Below are 26,163 nucleotides of genomic sequence, written 5' to 3'. Positions count from 1 at the left end.
TCCGGGCGGGTCCGTTCATTTTTGTATCGATTCCTATAAAATGCGTTGACAAGGCTCTTCCGGCGTTATTATTATAACGATCCCTATTCAAATAGTCGAAACGGAGTTGTCAATGTCTGCAAGACTTTCAAACAAGGCAGCCCTTATAACCGGAAGCTCGCGTGGTATCGGCCGTGCTGTAGCACTGGCCATTGCGAGAGAAGGGGCCGCGCTCATCGGCGTGCACTACGGCAGCAATGCCGATGCGGCTTACGACACCATCCGCGAGATCGAGGCTCTCGGATCAAAAGCCATCGCGATCAAGGCGGACTTGAATCGCGGTAAAGAAGCAACGGATAGTATCTGGGAGCAGTTCAAGGCTGCCGCGATCGCCGCCACGGGCGAGCCTTGGCTTGACATTCTCGTCAACAATGCTGGCGTGGCACCGGCAATTCCCCTTTCTCAGACCAGTGAGTCCGTCTTCGACGAGATCATGACGGTCAACTTCAAGGCACCATTCTTCCTGATTCAGGCTGTTGCCGATCACATTCGCGACAATGGACGAATCATTAACGTTTCGACGGGTTTCACGCGTGTCGCGGCTCCGACGCATCCTGCCTACGCCGCGTCGAAAGGTGCCATTGAAACGCTGACGTTGGCGCTTGCCCCTGAGTTCGGTCCGCGCGGCATCACGGTGAATGCGGTCATGCCGGGTGTGACGGAGACTGACATGAATGCGGCGTGGATAACGGTACCGGAGGCGCGCGCCGGCGCGGAGGCTATGTCGGTGTTCTCGCGAGTGGGGCAACCTGCCGATGTGGCTGACGTCATCGCCTTCCTCGCATCGAATGAGGCACGCTGGACTACGGGACAGGTGATCGACGCGACGGGCGGTGCCCGGCTCTAGGCGTTCCCTCCGCCAGATAGAAAGATCGCACCAGCACACCAAGAACGGTGGACGTATCCGTTAGGGATTCTTCTAAACGGGAGGAATCGTGCGACTCGCTCGCATCCCCAAGACACCACCATGGGTGAAGCATCCTGGTGGTGTCTTGGGGATGCGAGTCCTTTTTCTGCCATTTAGGCGTACGCGCTGACAGCGCTCCTGGTCGCATCGGTGTCTTTGCCCGGCGGTAAACCGAACATTCGTCGGTATTCCCGCGTGAATTGCTGGACGCTTTCATAGCCTACTGAAAACGCCGCGCTGCTGGCTGACACGCCTTCCCACATCATCAGCCTGCGGGCCTGGATCAGGCGCAACTACTTCTGGAATTGCAGCGGCGACAACGAGGTCGCCGCCCGGAAGTGCTGGTAGAACGACGAAGAACTCATGCCGGCCGCTGACGCTAGGCGCTCGATCGGAAGCGATTGTGTGAACTCGGCGCGCAGCAAGGCGACGGCGCGCGCCACGCGCTGGGCGTGGCTTTCCGGCCAGCCGAGCTGGCGAATCACGGAGCCGTGCTTTCCGACCAGCAGCCAGTAGTGCATTTCACGCACGAGTTGCACTTGCAGAACCGGCAGTGCCGTGGGACGCTCGATCAAACGCATCAGGCGCAGCACCGCGTCGGCAACCTCGGAGTCGGACGGTTCGACCCGCACGGATGACCCTTGGGCCACTGGCCCTTACTTCATCTCCACGGCGAGTTCCGCGATGGCCGTCAGGTCCAGATCCAGCACCAGCGAGAAGTACGGTTCGGCGGAGCTGGCGCGCGTGATCTGGCTGACCGTCGGCACGTCGGACGTAATCAGCAGCGAATCGCCTGAGCTGAAGTCGAACGTCTGCGTCCCCATCGTCACTCTCTTGCTTCCTTGCAAGACAAGGCAGGCGAGCGGTCGGGAGATTGCGTAGTCGATCCCGCTCGGCTTCGTCGCCCGGATAGTAGTCAGGCCGGGAATGGGGGTTTGGGCCACGCCGGTCGGGCCAGCATACGCCTCGGCGTAGCGGCGCACCGCGTCAAGTAATATGTCACTCATACCTGCGTATCATGGTCTTTTTTCACATGGCCATCGTAGCGGGTTCAGGCGACTGGAGATACCACCTTCGGAGAAAAAGGCCAAGGACTCCGAGATTTAGGCAAAGGTGGTTGGCGCTCTCAGCAACAAAATGAACGCCTACTTCCACCACCTGCAAAGGAGTTAGCCATGAGCACGGTTTCCCTCGTCACGGGTTCCAGCCGCGGCCTCGGCCGCAATACCGCCCTGTCGATCGCCCGCAAAGGCGGCGACGTCATCATCACCTACCAGAGCCGCGAAGCAGAGGTCACGGCTGTCGTCGCCGAGATCGAGAAGCTGGGTCGCAAGGCGGTTGCCCTGCAACTCGATGCCAGCAACGCATCGACGTTCCCGGCCTTCGCTGAGCGGCTGAAGACCGTGCTGCGCCAGACCTGGCAGCGCGACAGCCTATGACCACCTGATCAACAATGCTGGCCATGGTGACGTTGCGCCGATCGCTGAGATGAGCGAGGAAGCGTTCGACAAACTGGTCAATGTGCACTTTAAGGGCGTGTTCTTCCTCACCCAGAAGCTGCTGTCGCTACTCGCCGATGGCGGCCGCATCGTGAACCTTTCCACTGGTCTGACCCGCGTGTCTGCCGAAGGGTGGTCGGCTTACGCCTCGGTCAAGGGGGCTATCGAAGTGCTCACCGTCTACATGGCGAAGGAATTGGGCCGCCGCAAGATCACGGTCAACGCCGTGGCACCGGGCGCGATCGAGACGGACTTCTTCGGTGGCCTGTGCGTGACACCCCGGAGTTCAACCAGTTCTTCGCGGACATGACCGCCTTGGGCCGCGTCGGCGCGGCTGACGACATCGGGCCGATGATCGCCAGCCTGCTGTCCGGGGACAACCGCTGGGTCAACGCGCAGCGCATCGAAGTGTCTGGCGGACAGGGCATCTGAGCACAAGAATGCCAGGCGCTTGCTGAGTTTCATCGAACGCCTGCTTCGTGAATCAGGTGAGCGGCACTCGCACCCCTTCTAATGCCGCCGCCGCACAGACCACTTCACCTTCGGCTTCGCTCGCAACATATTCGACCAACGACACGTCCACGCGACCGCTATTCACCGCTTCGCTCAGCTCTGGCGACGCCGCGCACACCAACGAAATTTCGACGTGCGGATGCGCGTCGGCGAACGCCTTCATCGCGGGCGCGAGCCGCATCACGAGATCGTAAGGCACGCCCACACGCAAGGCGCCGCGCAACGGCTGGCCGGTCATGTCGGCCCAGATTTCATCGTTCAGCCGCAGCAGCTTGCGCGCCTTCACGAGAAACTGCTCGCCCTGGTGCGACAGTTCCAGGCGGCGTGTCTTGCGAACGAACAGAAGGCAATCCAGCACATCTTCGAGGCGCTTCACCTGCTGGCTCACGGCGCCTTGCGTCATGTGCAGCAGATTCGCGGCGACCGTCATGCTGCCGCTATCGGCGACGGCAACGAAGGTGCGGACCAGATCGAGATCGAGGTTTCGGCTCATCTATGCATTATGGCGCGTAATGTACCGCATCAACATTATTAGCTTTCACGATGCTTCGACGATCCGTACAGTGCAAATTCGCTCATTCGATTTTGCACCGATGACCTCGATTCTGCCGCTTCTGCTCTTCGTCGCCGTCGCGACCGTGACGCCCGGCGGCGCGACCACGCTCGCCATCACCTCAGGCGCACGCTTTGGCTTCGTACGCTCGATACCGCTGATGCTGGGCATCGCGATGGGCCTCGCCTTGCTCGCTGCGCTCGGGCTTGGCGGCCTGCTTCTCACGCTGCCGTCGCTGCAAACGGCGGTGAGGGCGCTCGGCTCGGCGTATCTGCTGTGGCTCGCGTGGCGCATCGCGCGCAGCGGGCCGCCAAACGCGAACAACGGCCCCGCGCGGCCGGTTTCGCTCGTCAACGGTTTCCTGCTGCTCTGGCTCAACCCGAAAGGCTGGGCGATGACGGTTGGCGCGGCGGCATCGTCTGACGCCGCGAACCTCGACGACCTCGACCGTGTCGCTGTGGCGGTCAGGAACGAAAAGCGCCTCGTCGACATCAGCGTGTCGCGCGCGGGTTTTACGAAGCACATCGACGGCGCTAAAACGCGCCGGAAGGAGTTGTTATGAGTCACCCAACGCTGTTCTCGCCGATACAAGTCGGCAACTTGAAATTAGCCAACCGGATCGTGATCGCCCCGATGGCCCAGTACTCGGCCGAAGACGGGCAGATGAGCGATTGGCACCTGATTCACCTCGGCCAGCTGGCGGTTTCAGGTGCGGCGGCGCTAACCATTGAGGGGACGGCGGTCACCCCCGAGGGACGCACCAGCTATGGTGACGTGGGGCTCTATTCGGACGAGTGCGAAGTCTCCATGGCACGAGTGCTGCAGGGCGTTCGGCGGTGGTCTGATACGCCGATTGGAATCCAGCTCAACCATGCTGGCCGAAAAGGGTCTCGACAAAAATTATGGGACGGCGGCGCACAGATTCCATATGTTCACGCAAATGGTTGGAACACCTACGGCCCATCCCCGGTCGCTTTTGCGGCCGGCGAGACACCTCCCACCGCCTTGGACCGCGATGGTCTGGCCGCAATTCGCGACGCCTTCGCGGCCGCAGCGCAACGCGCCTCCCGGCTTGAGTTGAATTTCATTCAAATCCTTGGTGGGCACGGCTATCTGCTCCATCAATTCCTCTCGCCTCTCTCAAACCACAGGGACGATGAGTACGGCGGCTCATTGGAAAACCGAATGCGTTTTCCACTCGAGGTTTTCGAAGCCGTGCGAGACGCATTTTCGCATGATCGCCCCGTTACGATGCGGATATCGGCTACTGATTGGGTGGACGGCGGGTGGTCCGTGCAGGACGCGATCGCCTTTGTCCACGCACTGGAGGCTAGAGGCTGTGCCGCGATCAATGTCTCGAGTGGTGGTTCGAACCCAGCCGTGCAAATTCCGATCGGGCCTGGCTATCAGGTTCCCTTCGCGCGGGCAGTGAAGCAGGAGACGACGCTCCCTGTCATCGCCGTCGGCATGATCACTGAGTTCGAACAAGCCGAATCCATTCTCAGCACGGGGGATGCCGATCTGATCGCGCTTGCTCGGGCCGTGCTCTTTGACCCTCGCTGGCCTTGGCACGCTGCGGCTCACTTTGGGGCTCAAGTCAGGGCGCCGAACCAGTATCTTCGCGCTCAACCCAGTCGGCTGCGAAAGGTGTTCGTTTGAATCCGTCTCGTCGAGAAGGGGGCAGTGAATTCGAAGTTCAACAACGTCCCGTTCTTGCAGGTGCCATCTAACGCGAAGACTCCCTAAGTTGAGTCTGGTGGACATGGCTCTGCTTGCGCTCGTGCTGCTCGCCATTTTCGCCTTTCCGACCGGGATATAGTCATGGCAATCCATCCGTTTGCCGAATCGTTCGACCTCGAAGCCGCGTTCGGCGACGTGGTCGAAATACTGGTCACCGAAAGTCGTCACGGAAGTCAACGATCAATACCTGAAGATTGCGAAAGTGCGCGGACATCTGAAGATCGAATACGAAGGCGGACGCGTCGTCGATTTGCAAGCGGGTTCGATGCACGTAGTCCCAAGGGGCACGTTGCGCAATCCGGTGGCCGATAGCGGGTGCTGGATCGTCCTGATCGAGCCCGTGCGGATGAAGCACACGGGCGATGTCGAGTCTCCGTTGACGAGGATAATCGACGAACAGATGTGTTGATCAGGCTGATTGCTGTCTCTATAGGTATCGCGTAAAGGCGGGGCGCCGCCTCGTTCACCGTGGTGTAGGTGTCGCGACGCGTTATTCAATGCGCGTGATAGCGCGTCAGGAACGTGAAGACTGCGCTGCCGATGATCCTTTCAACGTCTTCGTCGGAGATCGCATGATCGATCCGCATTAGACGGGGAAAGTAAAGCGTTTCTCCCAACATGCCGATGAATTCGGCGCGTGCGAGCCGCACGTCGGCAATCTTCAGGCGGCCTTCTTCCACCCGCTTTGTCAACCAGGCGTCCGTTACGTCGCTGAAGAGATCTTTCGCGCGCTGGAAGCGAAGTGCCATGTCGGGAAAGCTTCGCACTTGAGCAATGACCAGCCGCATTGCGGCAATCATGCTGGGCTCGGAAACAAGCTCGTTGTATGCGCGGGCAATCTCGCGCAAGCCCGACTCGACCTCCGGGGGCACGGCGTGATCCTTCCAGCGTGCGAACAACTGATGGAAGAGATGGTCCATCGCATCGCTGAAGAGGATCTCCTTACCGGGAAAGTGCTTGTACAGGGTCGCATATGACACTGCCGCGCGATCGCCGATGGAATCCATCGTGGCCGCGTCATATCCGTTTTCCAGAAACGTTGCAATTGCGACGTCCAGTATCAGCGCGCGCTTTTCCCTGCTAACACGCTGCTGATACCCCTGTACGCCGTCCGGCGCGTGATTCTCTGCCCGCGAGAGGGCCGTCTTCTTTCCTGCCTTCGCTATTGCCACTTATAAGCTCCAAAACTATCGGTCTGCAAGGCATTCTGCCCGCCGTTGGAGAAACTCGCCAGCAAGCGAGGCCGCCGACGATTTTTCGGAATCAGATGGATGAGCAGACTTCGCGGTTCACGCTCTGCACTGACCGGTTGCCGATGCATCGGCAACAGCATATAGCGACGGCGCTCCCGACCAGCAGGCGGCATGTCGATTCTCTCTGAAGGCAACCGCGAGCACCGGGTTTGCCCTACCTTCCTGGCTGCCGCTTGCTAGTATAGTGTATTACACACTACACCATTCAAACGAACAGGAGTGGAGTCAGCGTGAACGGTTTCAGACGATTAGGGACAGCCTCAGTTGTAAGAGGCGGGAAGGGCTGGTCATTACTAGGGGTGAAGTGCTCCGATTGCGAAACGCCGATCTATCCGGTACTCACCGTGTGCCCACAATGCGGCGGTCGTGACTTCGTCGCGTCGCCGTTGCCGGCGATCGGCACCCTCTACTGCCACAGCGTGGTGCATATGGGACCACGAGGCGTCGACACGCCCTACACCGTCGGGTATGTGGACCTGAGCGATGGTCTGCGGGTCTTCGGGCGCATCGAAATGCACGTTGGCGCCGTACAGACGGGGCAGCAGCTCGAATTGCGAGTGCAACCAGCAAACAAACAAGCGAGCCAATTCATCTATTTCTTTACCGCGCCCGGTGAAATTTCTCAGCAGGAAAATTCATGAGCGTGACGAACGGTTTGAGGAGTGTGAGCGTCGTTGGCACAGGCATGATTCGTTTTGGACGTTTCCCGGAAGTGAGTCTTTCCCAACTCGCCGCGCCAGCGGTCATCGAGGCACTTGATGAAGCCGGAATCGATCGCCGACGCATCGGCGCAGTCTATTGCGGTACGGTATCCGGTGGTCCGTTGGCTGCCCAACGCATCGCACGGGAGACGGGGCTGACCGGCATCGAAGCGGCGAATTTCGAAAACGCCTGCTCGTCCTCAGCGAGCGCATTTCGGCACGCCTACCTCGCGATTGCCGCAGGTGCGGTGGATTGTGCAGTCGTGGTTGGAGTAGAGCAATTGACTCGTCTCGGAGCCGGGCCACTTGACCTGGGCGATGAGGATGTCGAGGCGGCGAACGGATTGACGATGCCGGCGCTGTATGCAATGCGCGCACAGCGCTACATGCATGAATTCGATTTATCAGCCCGCGATCTCGCGCAGATCGCTGTCAAGGCCAGGGCGAACGGAGCGCTCAACCCCTACGCACAGATCCGCAGCACCATCTCAGTGGATGAAGTGCTCAGCAGCCGGCAGGTGGCCTCGCCGCTGACTTTGCATCAGTGCTGCCCGCTCGGCGACGGCGCAGCCGCAGTGGTGCTTGAAGCCTCCGACCTTCCCATTGCGAATCGGCAAGGCGCCGTGAAGATTCTTGCGTCCCATCTGACGTCGGGCCGTTATATGCAGGGAGGGAGGGATATGACGACTCCCGAAGTCACGATGCGTTGCGCGAGCGAAACCTACGAATCCTGCGGTATCGGCCCTTCCGACATCGATCTCGTCGAGTGTCACGACGCCTTCACCATCGCCGAATTGCTGTACTACGAAGCACTGGGTTTTGCCGCCCACGGAGACGGGGCGGGTTTGATCAGAGACGGTCAAACGGCGCTGAACGGACGGATCCCGTTCAACCCGTCCGGCGGTCTGCTCTGCAGGGGCCATCCGCTTGGAGCGTCAGGGATCGCGCAGATCGTCGAAATAACACGCCAGCTGCAGGGTCGCTGCGGCGCACGGCAGGTCGGGCAAGACGAGCCGCGCGGTCCACGAGTCGGGCTGGCGCACATCACCGGTGGAGGCACCTACGGCTTCGATCACGGTGCGTGCGCGATACACATTCTTGGAAGGTGAGAAATGAAGTCAGCACCCTTTACCTGGCACCGTCCGGAAAGCGTGGCGCGTGCCGTTGAGCTACTCTCCACGCTGGACAACGCACGCATCGTCGCTGGCGGACAGACGCTGATGCCGATGTTGGCCATGCGCTACGCGTATGTGGACCACCTGGTCGACGTGAACGCGATACCTGGCCTCGACGGGATAAAGTTGGAAGGCGACGAGGTCTGCGTCGGCGCATTGGTTCGCCAGCGGGATATCGAGCAATCTCCTTTGATTCAACAATACGCACCGCTGATGGTGGAGGCCTATCGATTGGTCGGCCATATTCAGACGCGCAATCGAGGCACTTTTGTCGGAAGCGTTTGCAATCTCGATCCGGCCTCGGAGCAGCCCGCTCTTGCCGAAATCTTCAATGCGACCATCGTCGCCGTGGGACCCGGTGGAGAGCGGTGCATCCCATTTCAAGAATTCGCGCGCGGCTTCATGACTACTTCGATCGAGCCGGACGAAATGGTGACGCAAATTCGCCTTCGTATCTGGAATCAGCCACACGGATATGCGTTCGAGGAATTCGCGCGCAGACATGGGGACTTCGCAATCGTCGGCGCCGCGGCCATGGTGTCGGTCGACGTAAATCACGCAATCACGCGCGCTGATGCGGTCCTGTGCGGGATGGGCAGCAAACCTTGTCGTCTGCAGCTTGACGACGTCCTCCAGGGACAGCAGCCCAGCGCCGGTCTGGCAAAGGCAGCAGCCAGCAGAGCAAGCTGGATTGACGCCCTTAGCGACACGAGCGCCAGTGCCGCATATCGGAAACGTCTCGCGTGGACCGTGACCGAGCGTGCGCTTGGGCGCGCGTTCGCTCGCGCATTGAACGCAAGCTGAGGGCATCATGGATCAGAAAATCGAAATCGTCGAACAGAGAAAGATTGCCTTCGAACTGAACGGACAGGCAATGACCTGCGACATCGACCCCAGAGTGACGCTCGGCGATTTTCTTCGTCACCAGCTTGGCAAGACGGGCACGCATTACGGCTGCGAGCATGGTGTTTGCGGGGCATGCACGGTACTGGTGGATGGACGTTCCATGCGCTCCTGCCTTCAGCTTTGTGGTCAGGTCGACGGGCGGACGGTCACAACTGTAGAGGGGCTGGCGAATACCGACGGCTCGCTCGGCATCCTGCAGCAGGCGTTTCAGGATCGCCATGCATTGCAGTGCGGATACTGCACGCCAGGCATGTTGACCACGCTAACGGAGTTTCTGCTAGCCAACCCCGACCCGTGCGAGGCCGAAGTTCGCGATGCGATCAGCGGGAACATCTGCCGCTGCACGGGCTACCAGGCCATAGTCGAAGCGGCGCTACTCGCGGCCGCCCGAATGCGCGGCGAGCCCGATCCCGTTTTCGGACTGGTTACCGCATACTCAAAAGACAGCGATCCCCCCTCGGATTCGAGCGTGGGTGCGCGATATGTCGGCAAACCCGTCAAGCGCACCGAAGACCCCGCGCTGCTCAAAGGCGAGGGGCAATTCGTCGACGATATCCACCTTCCCGGAACATTGCATTGCTGTTTCGTGCGATCGTCTCACGCGCACGCCCGCATCAAGCACATCGATACGGAAGCAGCAAAGGCCGTACCGGGCGTACACCATGTGTGGACATTCGCTGACCTGGATGAAGCACATCGGCGGCCAATTCCGGTCTTGGCACCAATGCACATGCTGAATGAGCCGCGCATGTGGTCGCCGTTGGCCGCGGACGAGGTGTGCTACGTCGGCGAGGCGATTGCCGTTGTCATTGCGGAAAGCCGGTACATCGCCGAAGACGCCGCTAACCTGGTGCAGATCGATTACGAGGTACTGCCGGTCGCCAGCGACATCAGGAAGATATTCGACCCGAATGCGCCACGGGCTCACAGCGACGTTCCCACAAACCTCCTCCTCGACATGCCGTTTGCTTTCGGCGAAGTCGACTCGGCCTTCGCGTGCGCCGCGCACGTGGTCAAGCGCGAGATATTCCATCATCGCGGTACTGCGCACCCGATGGAGTGCCGCGCGACCCTCGCGCGGCTAGATGCCGGTACCGGTGATTTGACCGTCTGGAATTCAGGCCAGGCGCCACACCTCGAGAGACGTCTTCTCGCGCAAGCGCTCGGCTACGACGAAGCGAAGATCCGGGTCATCATGCCGGACGTCGGGGGGGCTTTCGGTCCCAAGGGCATCGCCTATCCGGAAGAGTTGGTCGTGGCCTCGGCGGCACTCAAGCTGGGTGTGCCGGTCAAGTGGACCGAAGATCGGCGCGAGCACTTCCTGTGCATTACCCAGGAGCGCGATCAATTGTGGAATCTCGAGATGGCGCTCGACAAGAACGGAAAGATCCTCGGCGTGCGCGGCTCCGTGGTCCACGATAACGGTGCGTACGTGCCTTGGGGCATTGTCGTGCCGATTATCGCGGTGACCTCGTCGCTGGGTCCGTACGTCGTCCGGGCATTCGACGTGAAGCTGAAAGTGGCGTGCACGAACATGGTGCCCACCACGCCGGTGCGTGGCGCGGGACGGCCCAAAGCGGTATTCGCGATGGAGCGGATGCTCGATGCGGCAGCCGACCAGCTCGGCCTCGCCCGTCTGGAAATTCGACGCCGCAATTTCGTGCAGCCAGACCAGATGCCGTACAAGACTGGCCTGATATTCCGCGACGGTGCGCCGATGGTATATGACTCCGGCGACTATCCGGAGACTCAGGAAAAGGCCGTCGAGCTTGCCGATCTGGATGCGTTTCGCGCCCGTCAGGAGGACGCGCACGCGCAGCATCGGTATCTCGGGATTGGCTTTGCCAACTATGTCGAGGGTTGCGGCCTCGGCCCTTATGAAGGGGCGGAAGTCACGTTGCAAAACGACGGACGCATACACCTGGACGTCGGTGGTGCCGGTGCGCAAGGACAAGGAATGAAAACCATCTTTGCCCAGATCGCTGCCGATCAGCTCGGCGTCGAGATGGATGCCATTACGGTAGTCGTCGGCGATACGAGCAAGCTCGCAATGGGCATCGGGACATTCGCGAGCCGGATCACCGTCAACGCCGGAAATGCCATCCACATCGCATGCGGCAAGCTCGCTGGAAAAATCAGGGGGCTCGCCGCACACGCCCTTCGTGTTCCGCTGGATCAGATCGAGATCGCACGTGGCACCGCACGCGTGCGAGGTCAGCCGGAAAAGGCGTTGCCGCTTGGGCAAATCGCTCGAATGTCTTATGGGATACCTGGGTTCACGCTACCTGACGGGCTGGATGCGGGCATGACCGTCACGCATTATTTCTCCCCGAAAGCCAGCGTCTACGCCAACGGAACGGCGTTCGCGGAAGTCGAGGTGGATATCGGGACTGGCTACGTAAAGGTCTTGCGCTATGGCGTTGCACACGATTGCGGGACCGTGATCAATCCGATGCTCGTCGAGGGGCAAGTGATTGGCGCTATTTCCCATGGGATCGGAAATACGCTGCTCGAGCGCCACGGCTACGACGAGAATGCCCAGCCGCTTGCGACGAATTTTGCCGAGTTTCTGCTGCCTACCGCACTCGACATGCCATCCCACATAGAGATGGCGCATCTTGTTTCCCCCTCGCCGAACAACCCTCTCGGCGTCAAAGGGGCCGGGGAAGGCGGGACGATTCCTGCATCCGCGGCGATCGTCAGTGCCATTGAGGATGCGCTGAGCCGATGGTCAATTCGTTTTGACGAAACACCCGTGCTGCCTGAAATGATCTTTGATCGCCTGCATGCCGCTGGCGCGTACAGCGACGTCGCCCTCGACACACCTTGAACGAAGAACTTGCTGGATAACGATATGGACTCTGGAAAAACTGGTCCACTGAGCGGTGTGAGGGTTCTAGACCTCACGCAGTTCCTGTCGGGCCCCTTCGGAACGCAAATCCTCGGTGACCTCGGCGCTGAGATCGTCAAAATTGAGCCGCCGGGCGGCGAGCTCGCGCGCGGCGTACCCCCCCATTTCGTCGAGGGGGACAGCGCTTACTATCTCGCAGTCAATCGCAACAAGAAGAGTGTTGTCATCGACCTCAAGACGGAGAAGGGTACCGAACTCGTTCGGGAGTTGGCCGCGCATTTCGATGTCCTTGTAGAAAACAATCGCCCGGGTGTAATGGAGCGGCTCGGACTTGGTGAGGCGGAGCTTCGCGCGCGCAATCCGCGGCTCGTCTATTGCAGTATCAGCGGGTTCGGACAGACGGGCCCGGACAGTGATCTACCCGCTTACGACATGATCGTGCAGGCGATGTCGGGGGGCATGAGTCTGACCGGGGAGCCCGGCAGGGCGTCCGTTCGCGCCGGCATTCCGATCGGCGACCTGGCGGCCGGCATGTATGGCGTGATGGGCATTCTCGCTGCGCTGGTCGAGCGCCAGACTTCTGGCGAAGGACGGTTCGTCGATGTGTCGATGCTCGACGCGCAAATCGCGATGCTGTGTTATCAAGGTGCTTATTACCTGCTGTCTGGAGACGTGCCGGAGCCGCAGGGACGAGGCCACGATTCGATACCGACCTACCGCGCGTTCGAATGTGGCGACGGCGTTTCACTGGTCGTGACCGCCAACACGGAACGCATGTGGGCGGATCTGTGCAAGGCCGTCGGGTTGCCACACCTCGTACACGACCCGCGATTCAAGGATTCGGCCACACGGCTCGTGAACAAGGTGCCGCTATGGGAAATACTGGAGGCGCGCTTCCGTGACGAACCGGCGCAGAGTTGGCTCGAATCGCTGAATTCGGCTTCGATTCCGGCTGCTCTGGTGAAGACAGTTGATAAAGCACTGAATGCCTCCCAGGTCGCGCATCGAGATATGGTCGTCGAGCTTCGCAGTCGAGCGGGATCTCATGTGCGCGTGCCCGGCAATCCAATCAAGTTTGATGATCCGGGGCATGCTGATGCGAGTTACCCACCCCATCTGGGGGAGCACACGAACGTCGTACTCGGGGAGTACATCGGCCTTGATGCCGAGGCACTGAGGACACTTCAGAATCAGGGGGTTGTTCGGCAGTTTGTACCAGGCATGCCATCACCCGGCGTGAAATCGCGATGAACGAGGAGATCGGCATGCATGAAAATCTTCTGCTGAAGATGAAGGGTGATGTTCTGCATATCGCCCTGAACAGTGCTGACGGCAGGAACGAGTTGGATGACGCGATGATGCGAGCGCTCACGCAGGTGATCAGCGATCCTCCCGAGAGTACCGTGGCCATCGTTTTGTCCGGGGAGGGTGAGAACTTCTGCGCAGGGCGAGCCGCATCGCCACCGCCGGCGCTTTCCCCAACGGAAGATCCACGCCCCGCAATCAAGGCACGGGGTGCGGCGCCCATTCTCGCACTCTATGAGGCAATCCGTTCGAGTGAGGTACCTGTTGCCTGTTTCGTCAAAGGGCTCGCTTCGGGTATGGGTTGCGCAATCGTTGCAGCGAGCGACTATGCGGTCGCCGACGTGCGTAGCCAGTTCGAGGCTGATGAACTGGCGAAGCAGTTTGCTCCTGCACTGCTGATGTCCGTTCTCGTCGCGCGTGTCCATGTCAAAGCGATTTCGCGTCTGGTTCTAACGGGCCAGCCCATCGACGCGGCGACCGCTCTGGACTATGGGCTGATCGGCGAAATTGTCGCTCCTTGGGAACTGGACAAAGCGCTGGACGATTTCATCGCCTTCATGAACAGCCGGGCTCCACAGGCATTACGCGGAGTCAAGACCTTCCTGCGCGAGTCGCCCGGTCTGCATTCGCCAAAGCTTGCCACGCTTGCCGCCGACGTTCTGGCGGAATCGATTGCGGCGCGCCTCGACGTGACAGCGCCGTTCGTGCCGTCCCACGAGAAGCGGTTTCTGACCGTCGACGGCGAACGCATTGCCTATATTGACGTCGGCAATGGGCCCGCGGTCGTTTTGCTGCACAGTCTCGGCACATCGAGCGCGCTGTGGGACGACATTCTGCCCGCACTCACCGCGAAATATAGAGTCGTGGCGATAGATGCCCGAGGTCATGGCGACTCGACGAAGCGAAGCGCGTGGAATCCGGACGCTGTCGCCGACGACGTTGTCGCAGTGGCGGAGGCCATCGGCCTCGATTGTTTTGGCCTGGTGGGCATCTCGATGGGCGGACTGACTGCGGTACGCGTTGCCTCGAAGTTGGGTCGACGCGTTGCTGTCATGGTCTTGTCGAGCGCTTACGCAGGCGTTTCAGGACCCGCGGTGGAAAAGCGGCTCGCCGCAGCCGAAGGGATGTTGAATAAACTGCCTATGCATCTCTTTGCGCGCATGTACGTGGAGCAGACCCTCCACAGGAACACCGCGTATCCGAAGCGCGAACGACTTGCCCAGCAGATTGCAGCCATGGCTTCAACGGATTACCTGGAAATATTGCGCGCCATTTCCACGGATGACGTGTCTGGTCTTTTGCGCGACATCGAGGTGCCGACGCTCGTGCTGAACGCCGAACTGGACATGAGCATACCCAGAGCAGTATCGGCGAAGTTGGCACAAGGGATCCCTGGCGCGAAGGAACGAACGCTGGGCGCTGCCGCTCACCTCGCATGTGTCGATACGCCCGATGCGTACGCGGAAGTTTTATTAGGCTTGTTTGAGAAATACACGGATGAAGGTGGGGAAGCATGGAAATCGTAAATCGCTTTTCGGTCGACTCGACTATCGAGAATACCTGGAAGGCACTACTCGACGTGCCGCTGGTCGTGTCCTGCTTTCCCGGTGCGACGCTGACTGACACACTCGGCAAGGATTCGTATAAGGGGCTGATTCGCGTCAAGCTGGGTCCCATCGCGATGGAATTCGCCGGCACGGTCACATTGAGCGCACCGTTGGGAGACGCGTATACGGCGACTGTCACCGCCACATGGCAGGAGACCAAAAACCGGGGATCAGCCACTACGGTGACGACGTTTTCTCTATCGCGACTCAGTGACGTCGCCGGCACTCAGGTCGACGTCCACACCACTGTGAAGATGGCGGGGCAGGTGGCGCAGTATGGCCGCGGGGTTGGAATCATCAACGCCGTATCGGAACAGATGGTCCGTCAATTCGCGGCAAATTTGCTGAAGGAACTCGCGGATCGTCCGGCTGCTACAGAGGCATCCTTAGCCAGCGCGGACGCGTTCGCCTCAACGTCCACTGGAGAAAAAAAACCCGTGGCGGCAAGACGCAGCGACAACACTGCGGGCTCAACGAACGAGATTTCGGTGCTCGGCTTGGTGTGGGCAACGGTGGTTGCAAAATGCAGGCAGTGGTTTGCCAGCGCGCATTCATCATAGTTCTCTTCGTTGATTTTTCTTTTCAATTTGGTCGGGTTGGCAAAAGGCAGAAGCTTCTACTGAGCCTTGCGATGCACGGCACACGATGGCATCGAAGTGTTGGCGAGTGCTTCCATAATTATAAGTAGTACGACGAAGGAGATGAGCAGATGGAGACGAACTCGACTCCGTTCGAGTCGACAGACCGCGGGGGCAATGTCGGTGCTTCTGTCGTGGGCAAGGCAGCCTGGATTGTGCTTGCGTCCGCGTTTATAGGGTGGATGTTCGATGCGATGGATCTCTACCTTTTCACCATGATCATGGTGCCGGCCCTTCACGACCTGCTCGGGCCTTCACAAGGCAGCGCCCTGCAGATCGGAGCGCTCATTGTCGGCGCGAAACTGGTTTGCTGGGGCATCGGCGGCATTCTGTTTGGCGTCCTGGCCGACCGATTTGGGCGAGCTCGAGTCATGCTCGGCACGATGCTGATCTACTCGGTATTCACGGCAGCCGGTGCCTTAGCGCAGGACTGGCATCAACTCCTCGCGTTTCAGATGCTTGCGGGTTTTGGAATAGGGGGGGAATGGGCCGCTGGCGCCGCGCTTGTCGTGGAGACCTGGCCGGAAAAACACAGGGCGAAGGCTGTCCAGGTCATGCAGGTTGCCAATGTGGTAGGGCTGATTGCCGCGTCCGCGATTGCGATCCTTCTGTCAGGTGCTGGATGGCGTTGGGTGCTTGGCGTGGGGGCGGTACCGGCAGTCGCGAGCCTTGGCCTGCGGTTCATCACACCGGAATCGGCTAGTTGGGAGCAGTCGCGTGCGACCGGAATTCGTCACGCAGGTCCGAGAATGGGCTCGATCTCCGAGATATTTGGCCGTCAGTTGCGTCGTCGAACCCTGGTGGGCACGCTCATTGCCTCGGCAATGATGATCGGTAGCTGGGGGGCATCTATCCTATTTCCCGCATTGCTGAGAGAGTTCTTCCCATCCGCCGGCAACGCGGAATTCACGAGGCAGACGGGCATCGCGTTCATGGCGACCAACGTCGGCGCGGTACTTGGATTCGCTTCGATTCTGCTCCTCGTCACTTTGATACCGCGTATCTCCAGACGGACCGTCTATGCGGTGTTTTGCGCAGGCGCCTGGATTGCAGGCGTTGCACTTTTTGGCGGTGCGAAAACACTGGGGACGTTTTATGTCGCGATGCTTGGATTCGGCTTTTTCGGATTGGGGGGATTTGGGATAGTCGCGCTGTACCTGACTGAGCTTTTTCCGCTCCATGTTCGCGCCACGGGTCAAGGCTTCGCCTGGAATATGGCACGTCTGTTCACCGCGCTTGGACCGTTGATCGTGTCGTCTGCGTCGGCAAATCTGGGATTTCGTGTGGTGGGAATCGCTCTCGCAACCGTATTCGGAATGGGACTGGCCGCTATATTTTTTGGCCCGGAAACTGGCTGAAAAGACGACGCGGAAATTCGAAGCGCGCCGCTCAACAAGCTTCGCGGATACCGATTAGTGAATGCGCATGATCGTGGATCGGCAATTCGCACGCACTGCGGCCCTTGCGGTGACCACGCTGGGCCCATCCGGCGAAAAAATACAACATTGGAGACAACATGAATTTGAAAGTGATCGTCGCGTCGACGCTCGTTGCTTGGGCGGTCGCGGCACACGCGCAATCATCGGTGACGCTGTATGGCGCCATCGACACCGGATTGCTGTATCAAAGTGCGAATGCGCCCAATTTCCAGTCGAAAGTGAATCTCGGGCACGTGTACGAACTCAAGGACGCGGGGATTTTCACCAGTTTCTGGGGGCTCAAGGGTGCCGAAGACATCGGAGGCGGCTACAAGGTCAACTTCAGGCTCCAGGGAGCATTTACCAGCACCAATGGGAGGTTCGGGCTGTCCGACACGCCAGGCTCCACCGCAATCTTCAGCCAGCAATCGACGTTGGGCGTCTCCGGTCCTTTCGGCTCGATCGACGCGGGCCGTCAGTTCGTGCCAATGATATTTGCGATGGCCGACACTGACGTGCGGGGTGCTCAATTCTTTGGCAGTATCCTCACCGCGTGGCTTGGCATGAATCAGGCTGCAGGCTGGCAGGGCACCAGTACAAACGGAGCGATCGGTGCGTTGTACGACTCCAACGCGATTGTTTACCAGTCGCCGAAGTTTCACGGTATATCGCTTGGTCTCGAGTACGCGCCGGGTGGTGTCGCTGGTCAATTCCAGGGCGGCACGCGCGAGTCGGCAGTGGTCCGGTATTCGAACTACGGTCTGAACCTCTCGGCTGTCTACTATAACGGCCACGACACCAATCCGTTCACGACGACGGCCACCGGCGGGATCATCACGGCGCCATCTACGGGGCTCGATAACAATCGTTTCTACTATTTCGGCGCGATGTACACGTTCCACGATCTGTCAGTGTCGACGTCATACAGCATCGGCAGGAATCCGGCGAACAGTGGTCAGGACGACTTCGAGATGATTTCCGGGGGGCTCGGCTACAAGTTCACGCCTTTTCTCAAGGTCACCTCGGGCTTTTATTACCTCAAGGATCGCAACGTTTCATCCGATCAATCGGATTCGTACGCGGTGGGTGCGGAATACAGTTTGTCCAGGACCACCATCGCCTATGTACAGGTTGGCCATGTCAATAACCGGGGCAAGATGAGCCAGACGATCGCCTATGGCGCGCCGGTTCCCGAGGGTACCTCAAGCACCGCGGCGATGATCGGCATTCGCCACACCTTCTGATCTCACCCCGGCCGAACTGGAGCATTCGATGAAGACAAGCAGGGCACTAAAGATCGCTGTTGGGATACTGGTCGGATCAACATCGATTCACGTCTGGGCGCAGGCCAGCGAGAGCGAAGCGCGTGGCGTGTCGAAAGGCACCGTGACCGAAGCTTCCGGGGGCATGACCGCGACGATCAACCCGAAAGACAATTTTGCGCTGCGCCGCAGGGTCTATGCAGCGATCGCGCAGCACAAGGAGATCAACGCCGGCAACATCAGCGTGGTCGTGAAGCGTGGCGCGGTGACGCTCGACGGGACGGTGGCGGATGCTTCCCAGGTCGGCGAGGCGACGGAGATCACGAAAGGCGTTCCTGGCGTGACGTCCGTGACCAACAGGCTGACGGTCAAAGAGCCGTTCGGCAGTCAGTAGGCGCGCGTGCATGACGGTGTTTGACCACGTACCGACGGAAAATGTGAGCATGAACAGTGTCGATTTTGAGGTGCTGGAAGCTACGATGCGCTGGCTCGATGCAGGCCACCGCATGCTGCTCGTGACGGTGGTGAAGACTTGGGGTTCGTCGCCTCGCCCAGAGGGGGCGATGCTTGTCCTGCGCGACGACGGTCAAGTGGTGGGCTCTATTTCGGGCGGCTGCATCGAAGATGACCTCATCGACCAGGTGCGTCGGTACGGCGTCACGCAAAGGACACCGGAAGTGGTTGAATATGGCGTGAGCGCCGAAGAGGCGCGTCGCTTCGGGTTGCCTTGCGGAGGCACGATGCAGTTCGTGCTTGAGCCGATTACGAGGCAAAGCGGCATTCAGACCCTGCACGAAGCGCTCAGTCGCGGCGAACTGGTGGCGCGCACGCTAGATATGGCAACGGGTGCTGTCACACTTGGTCCAGCGAGCACGACTGATGGCGTGTACTTCAGCGAGACGCGTCTGACGACGATTCACGGGCCCCGCTACCGTATGCTCGTTATTGGTGCGGGACAGCTCTCGCGTTACTTATGCCAGGTCGCGACAGGACTCGATTATCAGGTGGTGGTGTGCGACCCGCGCGAGGAGTACGTGCACACATGGGATGTGCCCGGTACGAGGCTCGTGCGCACGATGCCCGACGATACGGTCCTGGATATGAAACTCGACGAACGCAGTGCGATGATTACACTTACGCACGATCCAAAGCTCGATGATCTCGCGCTGATGGAAGCGCTGAAGACACCCGCGTTTTACGTCGGCGCGCTTGGCTCGCGGCGCAACAATGCTGCGCGGCGAGAGCGGCTTAAAGAGTTCGATCTGAGCGACGCACAGCTTGCACGATTACGCGGCCCGGCCGGGATCTATATCGGCAGCCGCACGCCACCCGAAATCGCGATATCGATTCTCGCTGAAGTGACGGCGGCGAAGAACAGCGTGTTGCTACCGGCAATCCTCGGGGTCGAGCGTGGGAAGACGGAAAAAGAAGTCACGAATGACACACCGATAAATGCGGGGCATCTCGCTGACGCGCGTTTGGCGGTTTAGCAATCTGGAGTTTTTTCGCAATGCCTTACGAGAAAACAATTGTCCGTACCGACGACGGCGACTGCAACATCCATGTTTTCAGTCCGGTCGGCCCGGGTCCGTGCCCGGGCGTGATCTTTTACATGGACGCAGGCGGGGTCCGTCCGGCTGTTCTGGATATGGCAGGTCGGTTGGCGGATTCCGGCTTTGTGGTCCTGTTCCCCGATCTGTTCTATCGATTTGGATCGTATGGTCCTCTTGTGCCTGCAAATGTGTTCAAGGGCGACGTTATGGCCATCCTCGGCCCCTTGATGGCAACTACGGGGAACGACAAAGCCGCTAGGGACACAGAGGCATTCATCGCGTATCTCGATGGCAGACCGGACGTAAAGGGCAATCGTTACGGCGCTGTGGGATTTTGCATGGGCGGTGGCATGGCAATTACTTCCGCGGCCGCCTATCCCGACCGGTTTGCGGCGGTGGCCAGTTTTCATGGTGGCAATCTCGCGACCGATGCGCCGACCAGTCCTCATCGATTCGCACCGGAGCTCAAAGCCGAGTTGTACATTGCCGCAGCCGATAGCGACGAGCACTATCCTGCAGACATGGCGGAGCGCTTTGAAGCGTCTTTGCAAGAGGTGGGCGTGCGATATCGTGCTGAGACATACAAGTGTGCAGCACATGGCTGGATGATGCCTGACTTCCCGGTGTACAGCCACGAGGCGGCCGAGCGCGGGTGGACCGAATTGTTGACGTTTTTCAGGCGGACGCTATAAACCCCTTCTAGGGTATACCTAGATAACTTTGTAAACAAAACTCCGGTAAGCCTTGCGCTTGCCGGGGTTTTTCATTGTTTACGATTTTCCGATTTTGTACCTATAGTAGGTGTAATCGTGTACCTGAAAAAGTGTAAACAATGTCTTCCGGTTACCGCGTCAAGGCTATTGTTCTCACCTCGGGCGAACGACTTCCGATCTTGCTTGATATGGACGGACACCCGACGCCGCCGCTCGGGACGCCGCCACCGGGCTCCAGTCCTCCGTCACTGGCACTCCTGCCGTTTCGCTTGGCGCAGGCGGGCAATCAGCCAATCACCAGTCGCATGCCCGAGCGCACCGCAACGCTGAAGCCAGCGAAGCACGCGCTGCGCACTTCGACGCACCTCATCCCAATCGCCGTTCCGACGCACACCGCGTGAGCCGTCGCGCATCCCGCCCACCGCTCCCGTAAACCCTCACCGTAGCGCCACCTCCTGGAACTCCTCACCATTCGCGCGTCGCCCGACCCGGGCCTCGCCCATGCACGCCATTCATATCGATCATTTTTGGCCCGAATTTGACCGCGTTTATCGCCGCTCATATCGTGCAGCCATGTCGTCCGGATGTGATTCGCCCCGCTGCGTAGAGCCATCGTCATGCGGGAACCTCAATCTTCGTTCTCCCTGAGCCATGAACTCTGACGCCGTGAATTCCGATCTGAGCGCCCCGCTCGCATCACGCCGGTCCGCCGTCGCGACGAGCGGCGTACGACGCGCGGTCACGACCGCCGTGCTGGGTCAAATCCTCGAATGGTATGACTTCTTCCTGTATGGAACGGCCGCGGCGCTGGTATTCGGCAAGCTGTTCTTCCCCGTCGGCAGCGATCCGCTCACCGGCACCATCGCCGCGTTCGGCGGCTTCACGGTCGGCTTCATCGCGCGGCCGATCGGCGGTGTGCTGTGCGGACATCTCGGTGACCGCTACGGGCGCAAGCTCGTGACGATGCTGACGCTGTTCGCGATGGGCACGGCGACTATGTTGATGGGCGTGCTGCCCACCTACCAGCAGATCGGCCTCGCCGCGCCGGCGCTGCTCGTGTGTCTGCGCATCGTGCAGGGGCTCGCCGCGGGCGGCGAATGGAGCGGCAGCATCCTGCTGATCCATGAGAACGCGCCGCAATCGAAGCGCGGCGCACTTGCCGCATGGAGTCCGTGCGGCGCGGCGCTCGGCTTCGTGCTGTCGACCGGTGCGTTCCTGCTGGTGCAGAACCTGTCGTCTGCCGATTTCCTGAGCTGGGGCTGGCGCATTCCATTCCTCTGCAGCGCCGCGCTCGTCGCACTGGGCTTGTGGATGCGCCGCTCGGTCGGCGAAAGCGCCGCGTTCGCTCGAGCGAAGGCAACGCGTCGCGACACCCGCATGCCGGTGATCGAAGTGTTGCGCCAATGTCCTCGCGAAGTGCTGACGATCTTCGGTTTGCGCTTCGGCGAAGGCGGTGCGTCGTACATCTTCTTCGCGTTCTCGATCGCGTATGGCCAGTTCCTCGGCATCAAATCGAGCTGGATGCTCGGCGGCCTGACTCTTTCGATGCTCCTGATGATTCCGTTCTCGCTGTTCTTCGGCTACCTGACCGACAAGGTCGGACGCAAGCCCGTGTATCTCGCCGGCGCGATTGCGTTGGTGCTTGTCGCATGGCCGTACTTTGCGCTGCTCGGCTCCGGCGAATACTGGAAAGTGATCACGGCCCTCGTGCTGGCGAACAGCCTCACGCTCGGCATCCTCGAAGGCGCGCAGCCCGCGTTCATCAGCGAACTGTTGCCGGTACATCTGCGCTTCTCGGGGCTTGGCATCGGGCGCGAAATCTCCTCGGTGCTCGGCGGCGGCCTGTCGCCGATGATCGCCACGGCGCTGCTCGCGCACTATCGGAGCGCGACGCCGGTCGCTCTGTATCTCGGCGTGCTCGGCCTGATCACCGTGATCGCGACGCTGCTCGCCCGGGAGACCTATCCGAAAGCGATGCGCATCGAAGCGCATCAGGAAACCGAATGACATCGTTCACATCACTGACTCAAGAGGTAACGCGCATGCACGCCGTTCATACCGCCAGCGCCCGCGCTTGCACCGCCGACGCACCCATCATCGACACGCAGGAGGACTACCCCGAATACACGGGCCCGCTGTCGCTCGATGACCTGATCACCGAAGTCGAGCGTCGCCGCGACGAGTTCGATGCGGTTTCACACGTCCCGCGCGACATGATCCTGAAGATGAAGCGCGCGGGCATCTTCCGCGCGAGCACGCCGAAACGCTTCGGCGGCGACGCGCTGCCGCCGCCACAGTTTCTGGCGATGCTCGAACGCATCGCGATCGCCGATGGTTCGACCGCATGGGTCGCGGCCTTTGGCTCCGCGAACACGTATCTTGCGTCGCTGCCGGTCGAGACTCAGGCCCGCATCTACGCGTCCGGTCCGGACCAGGTTTTCGCGGGCGGCCTGTATCCCCTGCAACCGGCCGAGCGTGCGCCCGGCGGCTACGTCGTGTCGGGTCAATGGCGTTTCGCGAGCGGCTGCAAGGGTGCGGACTGGCTCGGCGTCGGCATCGGTGGCGCGCCGGGCAAGGTCGGCGACGCGAACGCGGGCAAGCCGTTCACGGCCGTGTTTCCGGCGAGCGAAGTCGAGATCGTCGACAACTGGAACGTGGTCGGCATGCAAGGCACCGGGAGCCACGATCTGCGCCTGAAAAACAAGTTCGTCGACGAGCAATGGACCTTCGTGCGCGGCGGTGCGCCGCTGATCGACGAGCCGCTCTACCGCTACCCCGCCGTCGCATATCAGGCACAGGTGCATGCGGCGGTGAACCTCGGGCTCGCACGCGCGGCGCTCGACCTGCTGGCCGGTATGTCCGGCGTAACCAGAACGACGACCGGCGCGCCGCGTCTTGCCGACCGCGCGTACTATCGCTCGGGTCTCGCGCAGGCGGAAGCGAATCTGCGCAGCGCGCGCGCGTTCTTCTTCGAGTCGGCGCAAACTTCGTGGCGCACGGTCATGGCGGGCGACCCCGTGTCGCCCAGCGAGGCCAATCTGCTGCGGCTCTCCGCGACGCATGCCGCGCATACGTGCGCCGAGGTGGTCATGCAGGCGTACAAGATGGCTGGCATCGGCGCGATCTATCGCGAGAGCCGCATGCAGCGGATGGTGCGCGATTCGATCGTCGTTACGCAGCACGCGTTTCTCGGCGAAGGCACCTACGACGCGTCGGGCGCGCTGTTCGTCGGCATACCGCCGGTCACGCCCTATCCCTGAGCGACGTAGGAGCGACTGTCATGACGCACGACGAAACGCGCACGCACTTCCGCAACGCGATGGCTTGCCTCGGCGCGGCCGTCAACATCATCACGACCGATGGTCCGCGCGGGCGCTGCGGCATCACCGCGAGCGCGGTCTGTTCGGTGACCGATACGCCACCGACCATGCTGGTATGCATCAATCAATCGAGCTATGTGCATGACGTGATGCACGAAAACGCGAACCTGTGCATCAACATCCTTGGCGCGCACTGCCAGGACCTGGCGCGCGTGTTCGCGGGCATGACGGGTTGCCCGATGGACGCGCGTTTCGATCAATGCGCGTGGCAGCCGGGAACGCTCGGCGCTCCGGTGCTTGGCGACGCGCTCGCGAGCCTCGAAGGACAGATCGTCGACAGCAAGACGGTGGGCTCGCACTCGGTGATGTTCGTGCGGATCGAGCGGATCGCCACGCGCGATGACGGCGATGGCCTCGTCTACTTCGGCAGGCAGTTCCACCGGCTTGCGCGTGCCGGTGTCGCGGCTTGCGAGGCGGCATGACGATGCAGGTCTGTCTCTTTCTGATCGGCACGAGCGACGCGCGGCAATCGCTCACGGACCCGCGCGCGCTGCTGCGGGCCGCCACGCAAGTCGCGGGGCTGCGCAAGCTGATCGTGCACGAGCCGATCGCAGGACAGGTCGATGCGCGTATCGCGCCGGCGGCCGATGCGCCGTCGTGCGTGCTGCAGTGGTACTTCGACGAACTCGAGCCGCTCGAAGCCGCGCTCGAACCTGACGGCGCGATCGCCCACGCGTTGCATTCGGCCGCGCGCGCCGAATTCAGCCCGCAAAGCTTCTCGCAGCAGGCGATGGCCGTGCGCATCTTCGCGCCACCGCAGGCTGCGTCGGTCGAAGACAACGCGCAACGCTGCACCTATCTGGTCGCATACGAAGGCGTCGCGCAAGACTCCAACGCGTGGCTTACGCACTATCTGGCGCATCATCCGCCGTTGATGCTGCAATTGCCGGCGCTGCGCGAAATGGAGATTTACACGCGCATCGACAGCCGCAGCGGTTTGCCGTTTGCGCGCGCGAGCGCGATGCAACGCAACAAGGTCGTGTTCGACGATGCGAGCGCGCTCACCGATGCGCTCGCGTCGCCGGTGCGCGAGGCGATGCGCCGCGACTTCCACGCGCTGCCGCCGTACAGCGGGGCGACGCCGCATTTTGCAATGCGCAGCATCTACGGTAACCTCGCCGCATATTGACCGGCGCGTCGCGCGGCCCAGCGACGTGCCTTAGTTTGCGAGAGCTGCGCATGAACAAGCTGAATCCCGGCATCGCCGATCTGAATCTTCTGCGCGTGTTCCTCGCGATCTGGGACCTGCGCAGTCTGACGGCGGCCGGCGATCGGCTCGGTCTCACGCAACCGGCGGTCAGTCATGCGCTGCGCCGTCTGCGCACGCTGTTCGAAGACCCGCTGTTTTCGCGCACGCCCAATGGCATGGTCCCCACCGATGCCGCGTACCGCCTCTATCCGCCGCTCGCGCAAGCGTTCGCGATCATCAACGAAGCCGTGCAGCAGCTGGCGAAGTTCGAGCCGTCGACCGCGCGACGGGTGTTTCGCGTGTCGATGTCGGACATGTCGGAGTTCTACTTCTTGCCCCCGCTCGCCGCGCTGCTCGATCGCGAAGCGCGCGGCATCCGCATCGAGGTTGCCAACGTGCCGGTCGAGTCGGTCAGCGCGGCGATGCGCGCCGGCGAAGTCGATCTCGCGCTCGGCTATGTGCCGGGTCTCGACGCGGGCTGCGTGAGCCGGACGCTGTTCGTCGACGAGCACGTGTGCGTGGTGCGCGCCGGTCATCCGCTGCGCAAGACGAGGCCGAGCCGCGAAGATCTGAGCGCGCTACGCTACGTGTACGCGAGCACCAATGCGACCGGGCATCGGATGGTCGAGCAATGGCTCGACGAGCTGAACCTGAAGCGCGAGGTCGTGCTGCGGCTGCCGCATTTCGTCGTCGCGCCCGAGATCGTGATGAATACCGATCTTGCCGTGATCTTTCCGAAAAGCATCGCGAAGCGCTTCAACCGCGGCAAGGCGTTCCGGATTCTGCCGCTGCCGTTTCCGCTGCCGCCGATCGAAATCCAGGTGCACTGCCACTCGCAGTTCGCGGCGGACCCCGGCATCGCGTGGCTGCGCGAGACTATCCATACGATGTTTCATCAGCCGGCACGCTGAGCGCCCGTGAGCTTGCCCGCGGGTGCCCGGGCACGCCGGGCATATTAGCT

General features: G+C 61.0%; 24 protein-coding genes and 3 pseudogenes. 22 read left to right on the top strand and 5 right to left on the bottom strand.

All coding sequences use genetic code 11. The features are described from left to right. Nucleotides 1-112: 112 nt before the first annotated feature. A complete protein-coding gene (locus tag OKW26_RS03840) occupies nt 113-886 on the top strand; it encodes an SDR family oxidoreductase (RefSeq protein WP_187616548.1) in 774 nt (257 codons plus the stop codon). Nucleotides 887-1,059: 173 nt separating this feature from the next. Here the strand turns inward: OKW26_RS03840 and OKW26_RS03835 are convergent, their stop codons facing one another. From OKW26_RS03835 to OKW26_RS03825, 3 genes and pseudogenes are all read right to left on the bottom strand, one after another. Continuing rightward, complete coding sequence (locus OKW26_RS03835) at nt 1,060-1,239, bottom strand: helix-turn-helix domain-containing protein (RefSeq protein WP_429352732.1); 180 nt, start codon at nt 1,237-1,239, stop codon at nt 1,060-1,062. Further along, complete coding sequence (locus tag OKW26_RS03830; protein ID WP_262413846.1) at nt 1,240-1,467, bottom strand: AraC family transcriptional regulator; 228 nt, start codon at nt 1,465-1,467, stop codon at nt 1,240-1,242. Further along, nucleotides 1,444-1,953, bottom strand: a pseudogene (locus OKW26_RS03825) (AraC family transcriptional regulator); the annotation flags it as partial. The gene OKW26_RS03830 and the pseudogene OKW26_RS03825, both read right to left, overlap by 24 nt. Nucleotides 1,954-2,121: 168 nt before the next feature. On the opposite strand from OKW26_RS03825, the pseudogene OKW26_RS03820 reads away from it, so the two are divergent. Beyond that, a pseudogene (locus OKW26_RS03820) lies at nt 2,122-2,877 on the top strand (SDR family NAD(P)-dependent oxidoreductase). 52 nt (nt 2,878-2,929) lie between these two features. On the opposite strand, the gene OKW26_RS03815 reads toward OKW26_RS03820, so the two are convergent. Beyond that, a complete protein-coding gene (locus OKW26_RS03815; protein ID WP_429352731.1) occupies nt 2,930-3,451 on the bottom strand; it encodes a LysR family transcriptional regulator in 522 nt (173 codons plus the stop codon). A gap of 100 nt (nt 3,452-3,551) precedes the next feature. Here OKW26_RS03815 and OKW26_RS03810 point away from each other — a divergent pair, with 100 nt between their 5' ends. The 3 genes and pseudogenes from OKW26_RS03810 (at nt 3,552) to OKW26_RS03800 (ending at nt 5,660) form a co-directional block, all read left to right on the top strand. Beyond that, a complete protein-coding gene (locus OKW26_RS03810; RefSeq protein ID WP_429352730.1) occupies nt 3,552-4,073 on the top strand; it encodes a LysE family translocator in 522 nt (173 codons plus the stop codon). Continuing rightward, a complete protein-coding gene (locus tag OKW26_RS03805) occupies nt 4,070-5,170 on the top strand; it encodes an NADH:flavin oxidoreductase/NADH oxidase (protein WP_429352729.1) in 1,101 nt (366 codons plus the stop codon). Before OKW26_RS03810 ends, OKW26_RS03805 begins: the two co-directional genes overlap by 4 nt. 162 nt (nt 5,171-5,332) lie before the next feature. Next, a pseudogene (locus OKW26_RS03800) lies at nt 5,333-5,660 on the top strand (cupin domain-containing protein). An 85-nt stretch (nt 5,661-5,745) separates the two neighbouring features. Here OKW26_RS03800 and OKW26_RS03795 read toward each other — a convergent pair. Next, complete coding sequence (locus OKW26_RS03795; RefSeq protein WP_429352728.1) at nt 5,746-6,423, bottom strand: TetR/AcrR family transcriptional regulator; 678 nt, start codon at nt 6,421-6,423, stop codon at nt 5,746-5,748. A gap of 311 nt (nt 6,424-6,734) precedes the next feature. Between OKW26_RS03795 and OKW26_RS03790 the strand changes: the two genes are divergently transcribed. The 17 genes from OKW26_RS03790 to OKW26_RS03710 all read left to right on the top strand — a co-directional run bounded on the left by OKW26_RS03790 (nt 6,735) and on the right by OKW26_RS03710 (nt 26,113). After that, the gene (locus OKW26_RS03790; RefSeq protein WP_187616551.1) at nt 6,735-7,145 is read left to right on the top strand and encodes a Zn-ribbon domain-containing OB-fold protein; all 411 of its coding nucleotides are present in this window, start codon (nt 6,735-6,737) and stop codon (nt 7,143-7,145) included. Continuing rightward, the gene (locus tag OKW26_RS03785) at nt 7,142-8,314 is read left to right on the top strand and encodes a thiolase family protein (RefSeq protein WP_429352727.1); all 1,173 of its coding nucleotides are present in this window, start codon (nt 7,142-7,144) and stop codon (nt 8,312-8,314) included. Before OKW26_RS03790 ends, OKW26_RS03785 begins: the two co-directional genes overlap by 4 nt. A 3-nt stretch (nt 8,315-8,317) precedes the next feature. Beyond that, entirely contained in the window at nt 8,318-9,184 is an 867-nt protein-coding gene (locus OKW26_RS03780) for an FAD binding domain-containing protein (RefSeq protein WP_429352726.1), read from the top strand. Nucleotides 9,185-9,191: 7 nt separating this feature from the next. Further along, the gene (locus tag OKW26_RS03775) at nt 9,192-12,116 is read left to right on the top strand and encodes a molybdopterin-dependent oxidoreductase (protein WP_429352725.1); all 2,925 of its coding nucleotides are present in this window, start codon (nt 9,192-9,194) and stop codon (nt 12,114-12,116) included. A gap of 24 nt (nt 12,117-12,140) precedes the next feature. Further along, entirely contained in the window at nt 12,141-13,388 is a 1,248-nt protein-coding gene (locus tag OKW26_RS03770; RefSeq protein ID WP_429352724.1) for a CaiB/BaiF CoA transferase family protein, read from the top strand. Beyond that, nucleotides 13,385-14,968, top strand: coding sequence for an alpha/beta fold hydrolase (locus OKW26_RS03765; RefSeq protein ID WP_429352723.1), 1,584 nt, complete (start codon nt 13,385-13,387; stop codon nt 14,966-14,968). Before OKW26_RS03770 ends, OKW26_RS03765 begins: the two co-directional genes overlap by 4 nt. Next, nucleotides 14,956-15,609, top strand: a complete 654-nt coding sequence (locus OKW26_RS03760) for an SRPBCC family protein (RefSeq protein ID WP_429352722.1) — start codon at nt 14,956-14,958, stop codon at nt 15,607-15,609. The genes OKW26_RS03765 and OKW26_RS03760 overlap by 13 nt, the downstream gene beginning before the upstream one ends. A 149-nt stretch (nt 15,610-15,758) precedes the next feature. Continuing rightward, the gene (locus OKW26_RS03755) at nt 15,759-17,045 is read left to right on the top strand and encodes an MFS transporter (RefSeq protein WP_429352721.1); all 1,287 of its coding nucleotides are present in this window, start codon (nt 15,759-15,761) and stop codon (nt 17,043-17,045) included. A 158-nt stretch (nt 17,046-17,203) separates the two neighbouring features. After that, on the top strand, nt 17,204-18,349 hold the full coding sequence (locus tag OKW26_RS03750; RefSeq protein WP_429352720.1) for a porin: 1,146 nt from the start codon (nt 17,204-17,206) through the stop codon (nt 18,347-18,349). A gap of 28 nt (nt 18,350-18,377) precedes the next feature. Then, on the top strand, nt 18,378-18,761 hold the full coding sequence (locus OKW26_RS03745) for a BON domain-containing protein (protein WP_429352719.1): 384 nt from the start codon (nt 18,378-18,380) through the stop codon (nt 18,759-18,761). Nucleotides 18,762-18,810: 49 nt separating this feature from the next. Beyond that, nucleotides 18,811-19,857 (top strand): XdhC family protein, encoded by a 1,047-nt coding sequence (locus OKW26_RS03740; protein ID WP_429354170.1) that lies wholly within the window; start codon nt 18,811-18,813, stop codon nt 19,855-19,857. A gap of 20 nt (nt 19,858-19,877) precedes the next feature. Next, nucleotides 19,878-20,612 (top strand): dienelactone hydrolase family protein, encoded by a 735-nt coding sequence (locus OKW26_RS03735; RefSeq protein WP_429352718.1) that lies wholly within the window; start codon nt 19,878-19,880, stop codon nt 20,610-20,612. Between the two features lie 672 nt (nt 20,613-21,284). After that, on the top strand, nt 21,285-22,640 hold the full coding sequence (locus OKW26_RS03730) for an MFS transporter (RefSeq protein WP_429352717.1): 1,356 nt from the start codon (nt 21,285-21,287) through the stop codon (nt 22,638-22,640). A gap of 35 nt (nt 22,641-22,675) precedes the next feature. Then, the gene (locus OKW26_RS03725; protein ID WP_429352716.1) at nt 22,676-23,893 is read left to right on the top strand and encodes an acyl-CoA dehydrogenase family protein; all 1,218 of its coding nucleotides are present in this window, start codon (nt 22,676-22,678) and stop codon (nt 23,891-23,893) included. A 20-nt stretch (nt 23,894-23,913) separates the two neighbouring features. Beyond that, nucleotides 23,914-24,435, top strand: a complete 522-nt coding sequence (hpaC, locus tag OKW26_RS03720; RefSeq protein ID WP_429352715.1) for a 4-hydroxyphenylacetate 3-monooxygenase, reductase component — start codon at nt 23,914-23,916, stop codon at nt 24,433-24,435. A gap of 2 nt (nt 24,436-24,437) precedes the next feature. After that, nucleotides 24,438-25,142 (top strand): EthD family reductase, encoded by a 705-nt coding sequence (locus tag OKW26_RS03715; RefSeq protein WP_429354169.1) that lies wholly within the window; start codon nt 24,438-24,440, stop codon nt 25,140-25,142. Nucleotides 25,143-25,192: 50 nt separating this feature from the next. Continuing rightward, nucleotides 25,193-26,113, top strand: coding sequence for a LysR family transcriptional regulator (locus tag OKW26_RS03710; RefSeq protein ID WP_184037845.1), 921 nt, complete (start codon nt 25,193-25,195; stop codon nt 26,111-26,113). Nucleotides 26,114-26,163 lie beyond the last annotated feature (50 nt).

It is taken from the genome of Paraburkholderia sp. 32 (assembly GCF_050435345.1).
Taxonomy (GTDB): Bacteria; Pseudomonadota; Gammaproteobacteria; order Burkholderiales; family Burkholderiaceae; genus Paraburkholderia; species Paraburkholderia tuberum.
Note: the sequence above shows the minus strand (reverse complement) of the source record. Positions and strands in the feature narration are given on the sequence as shown.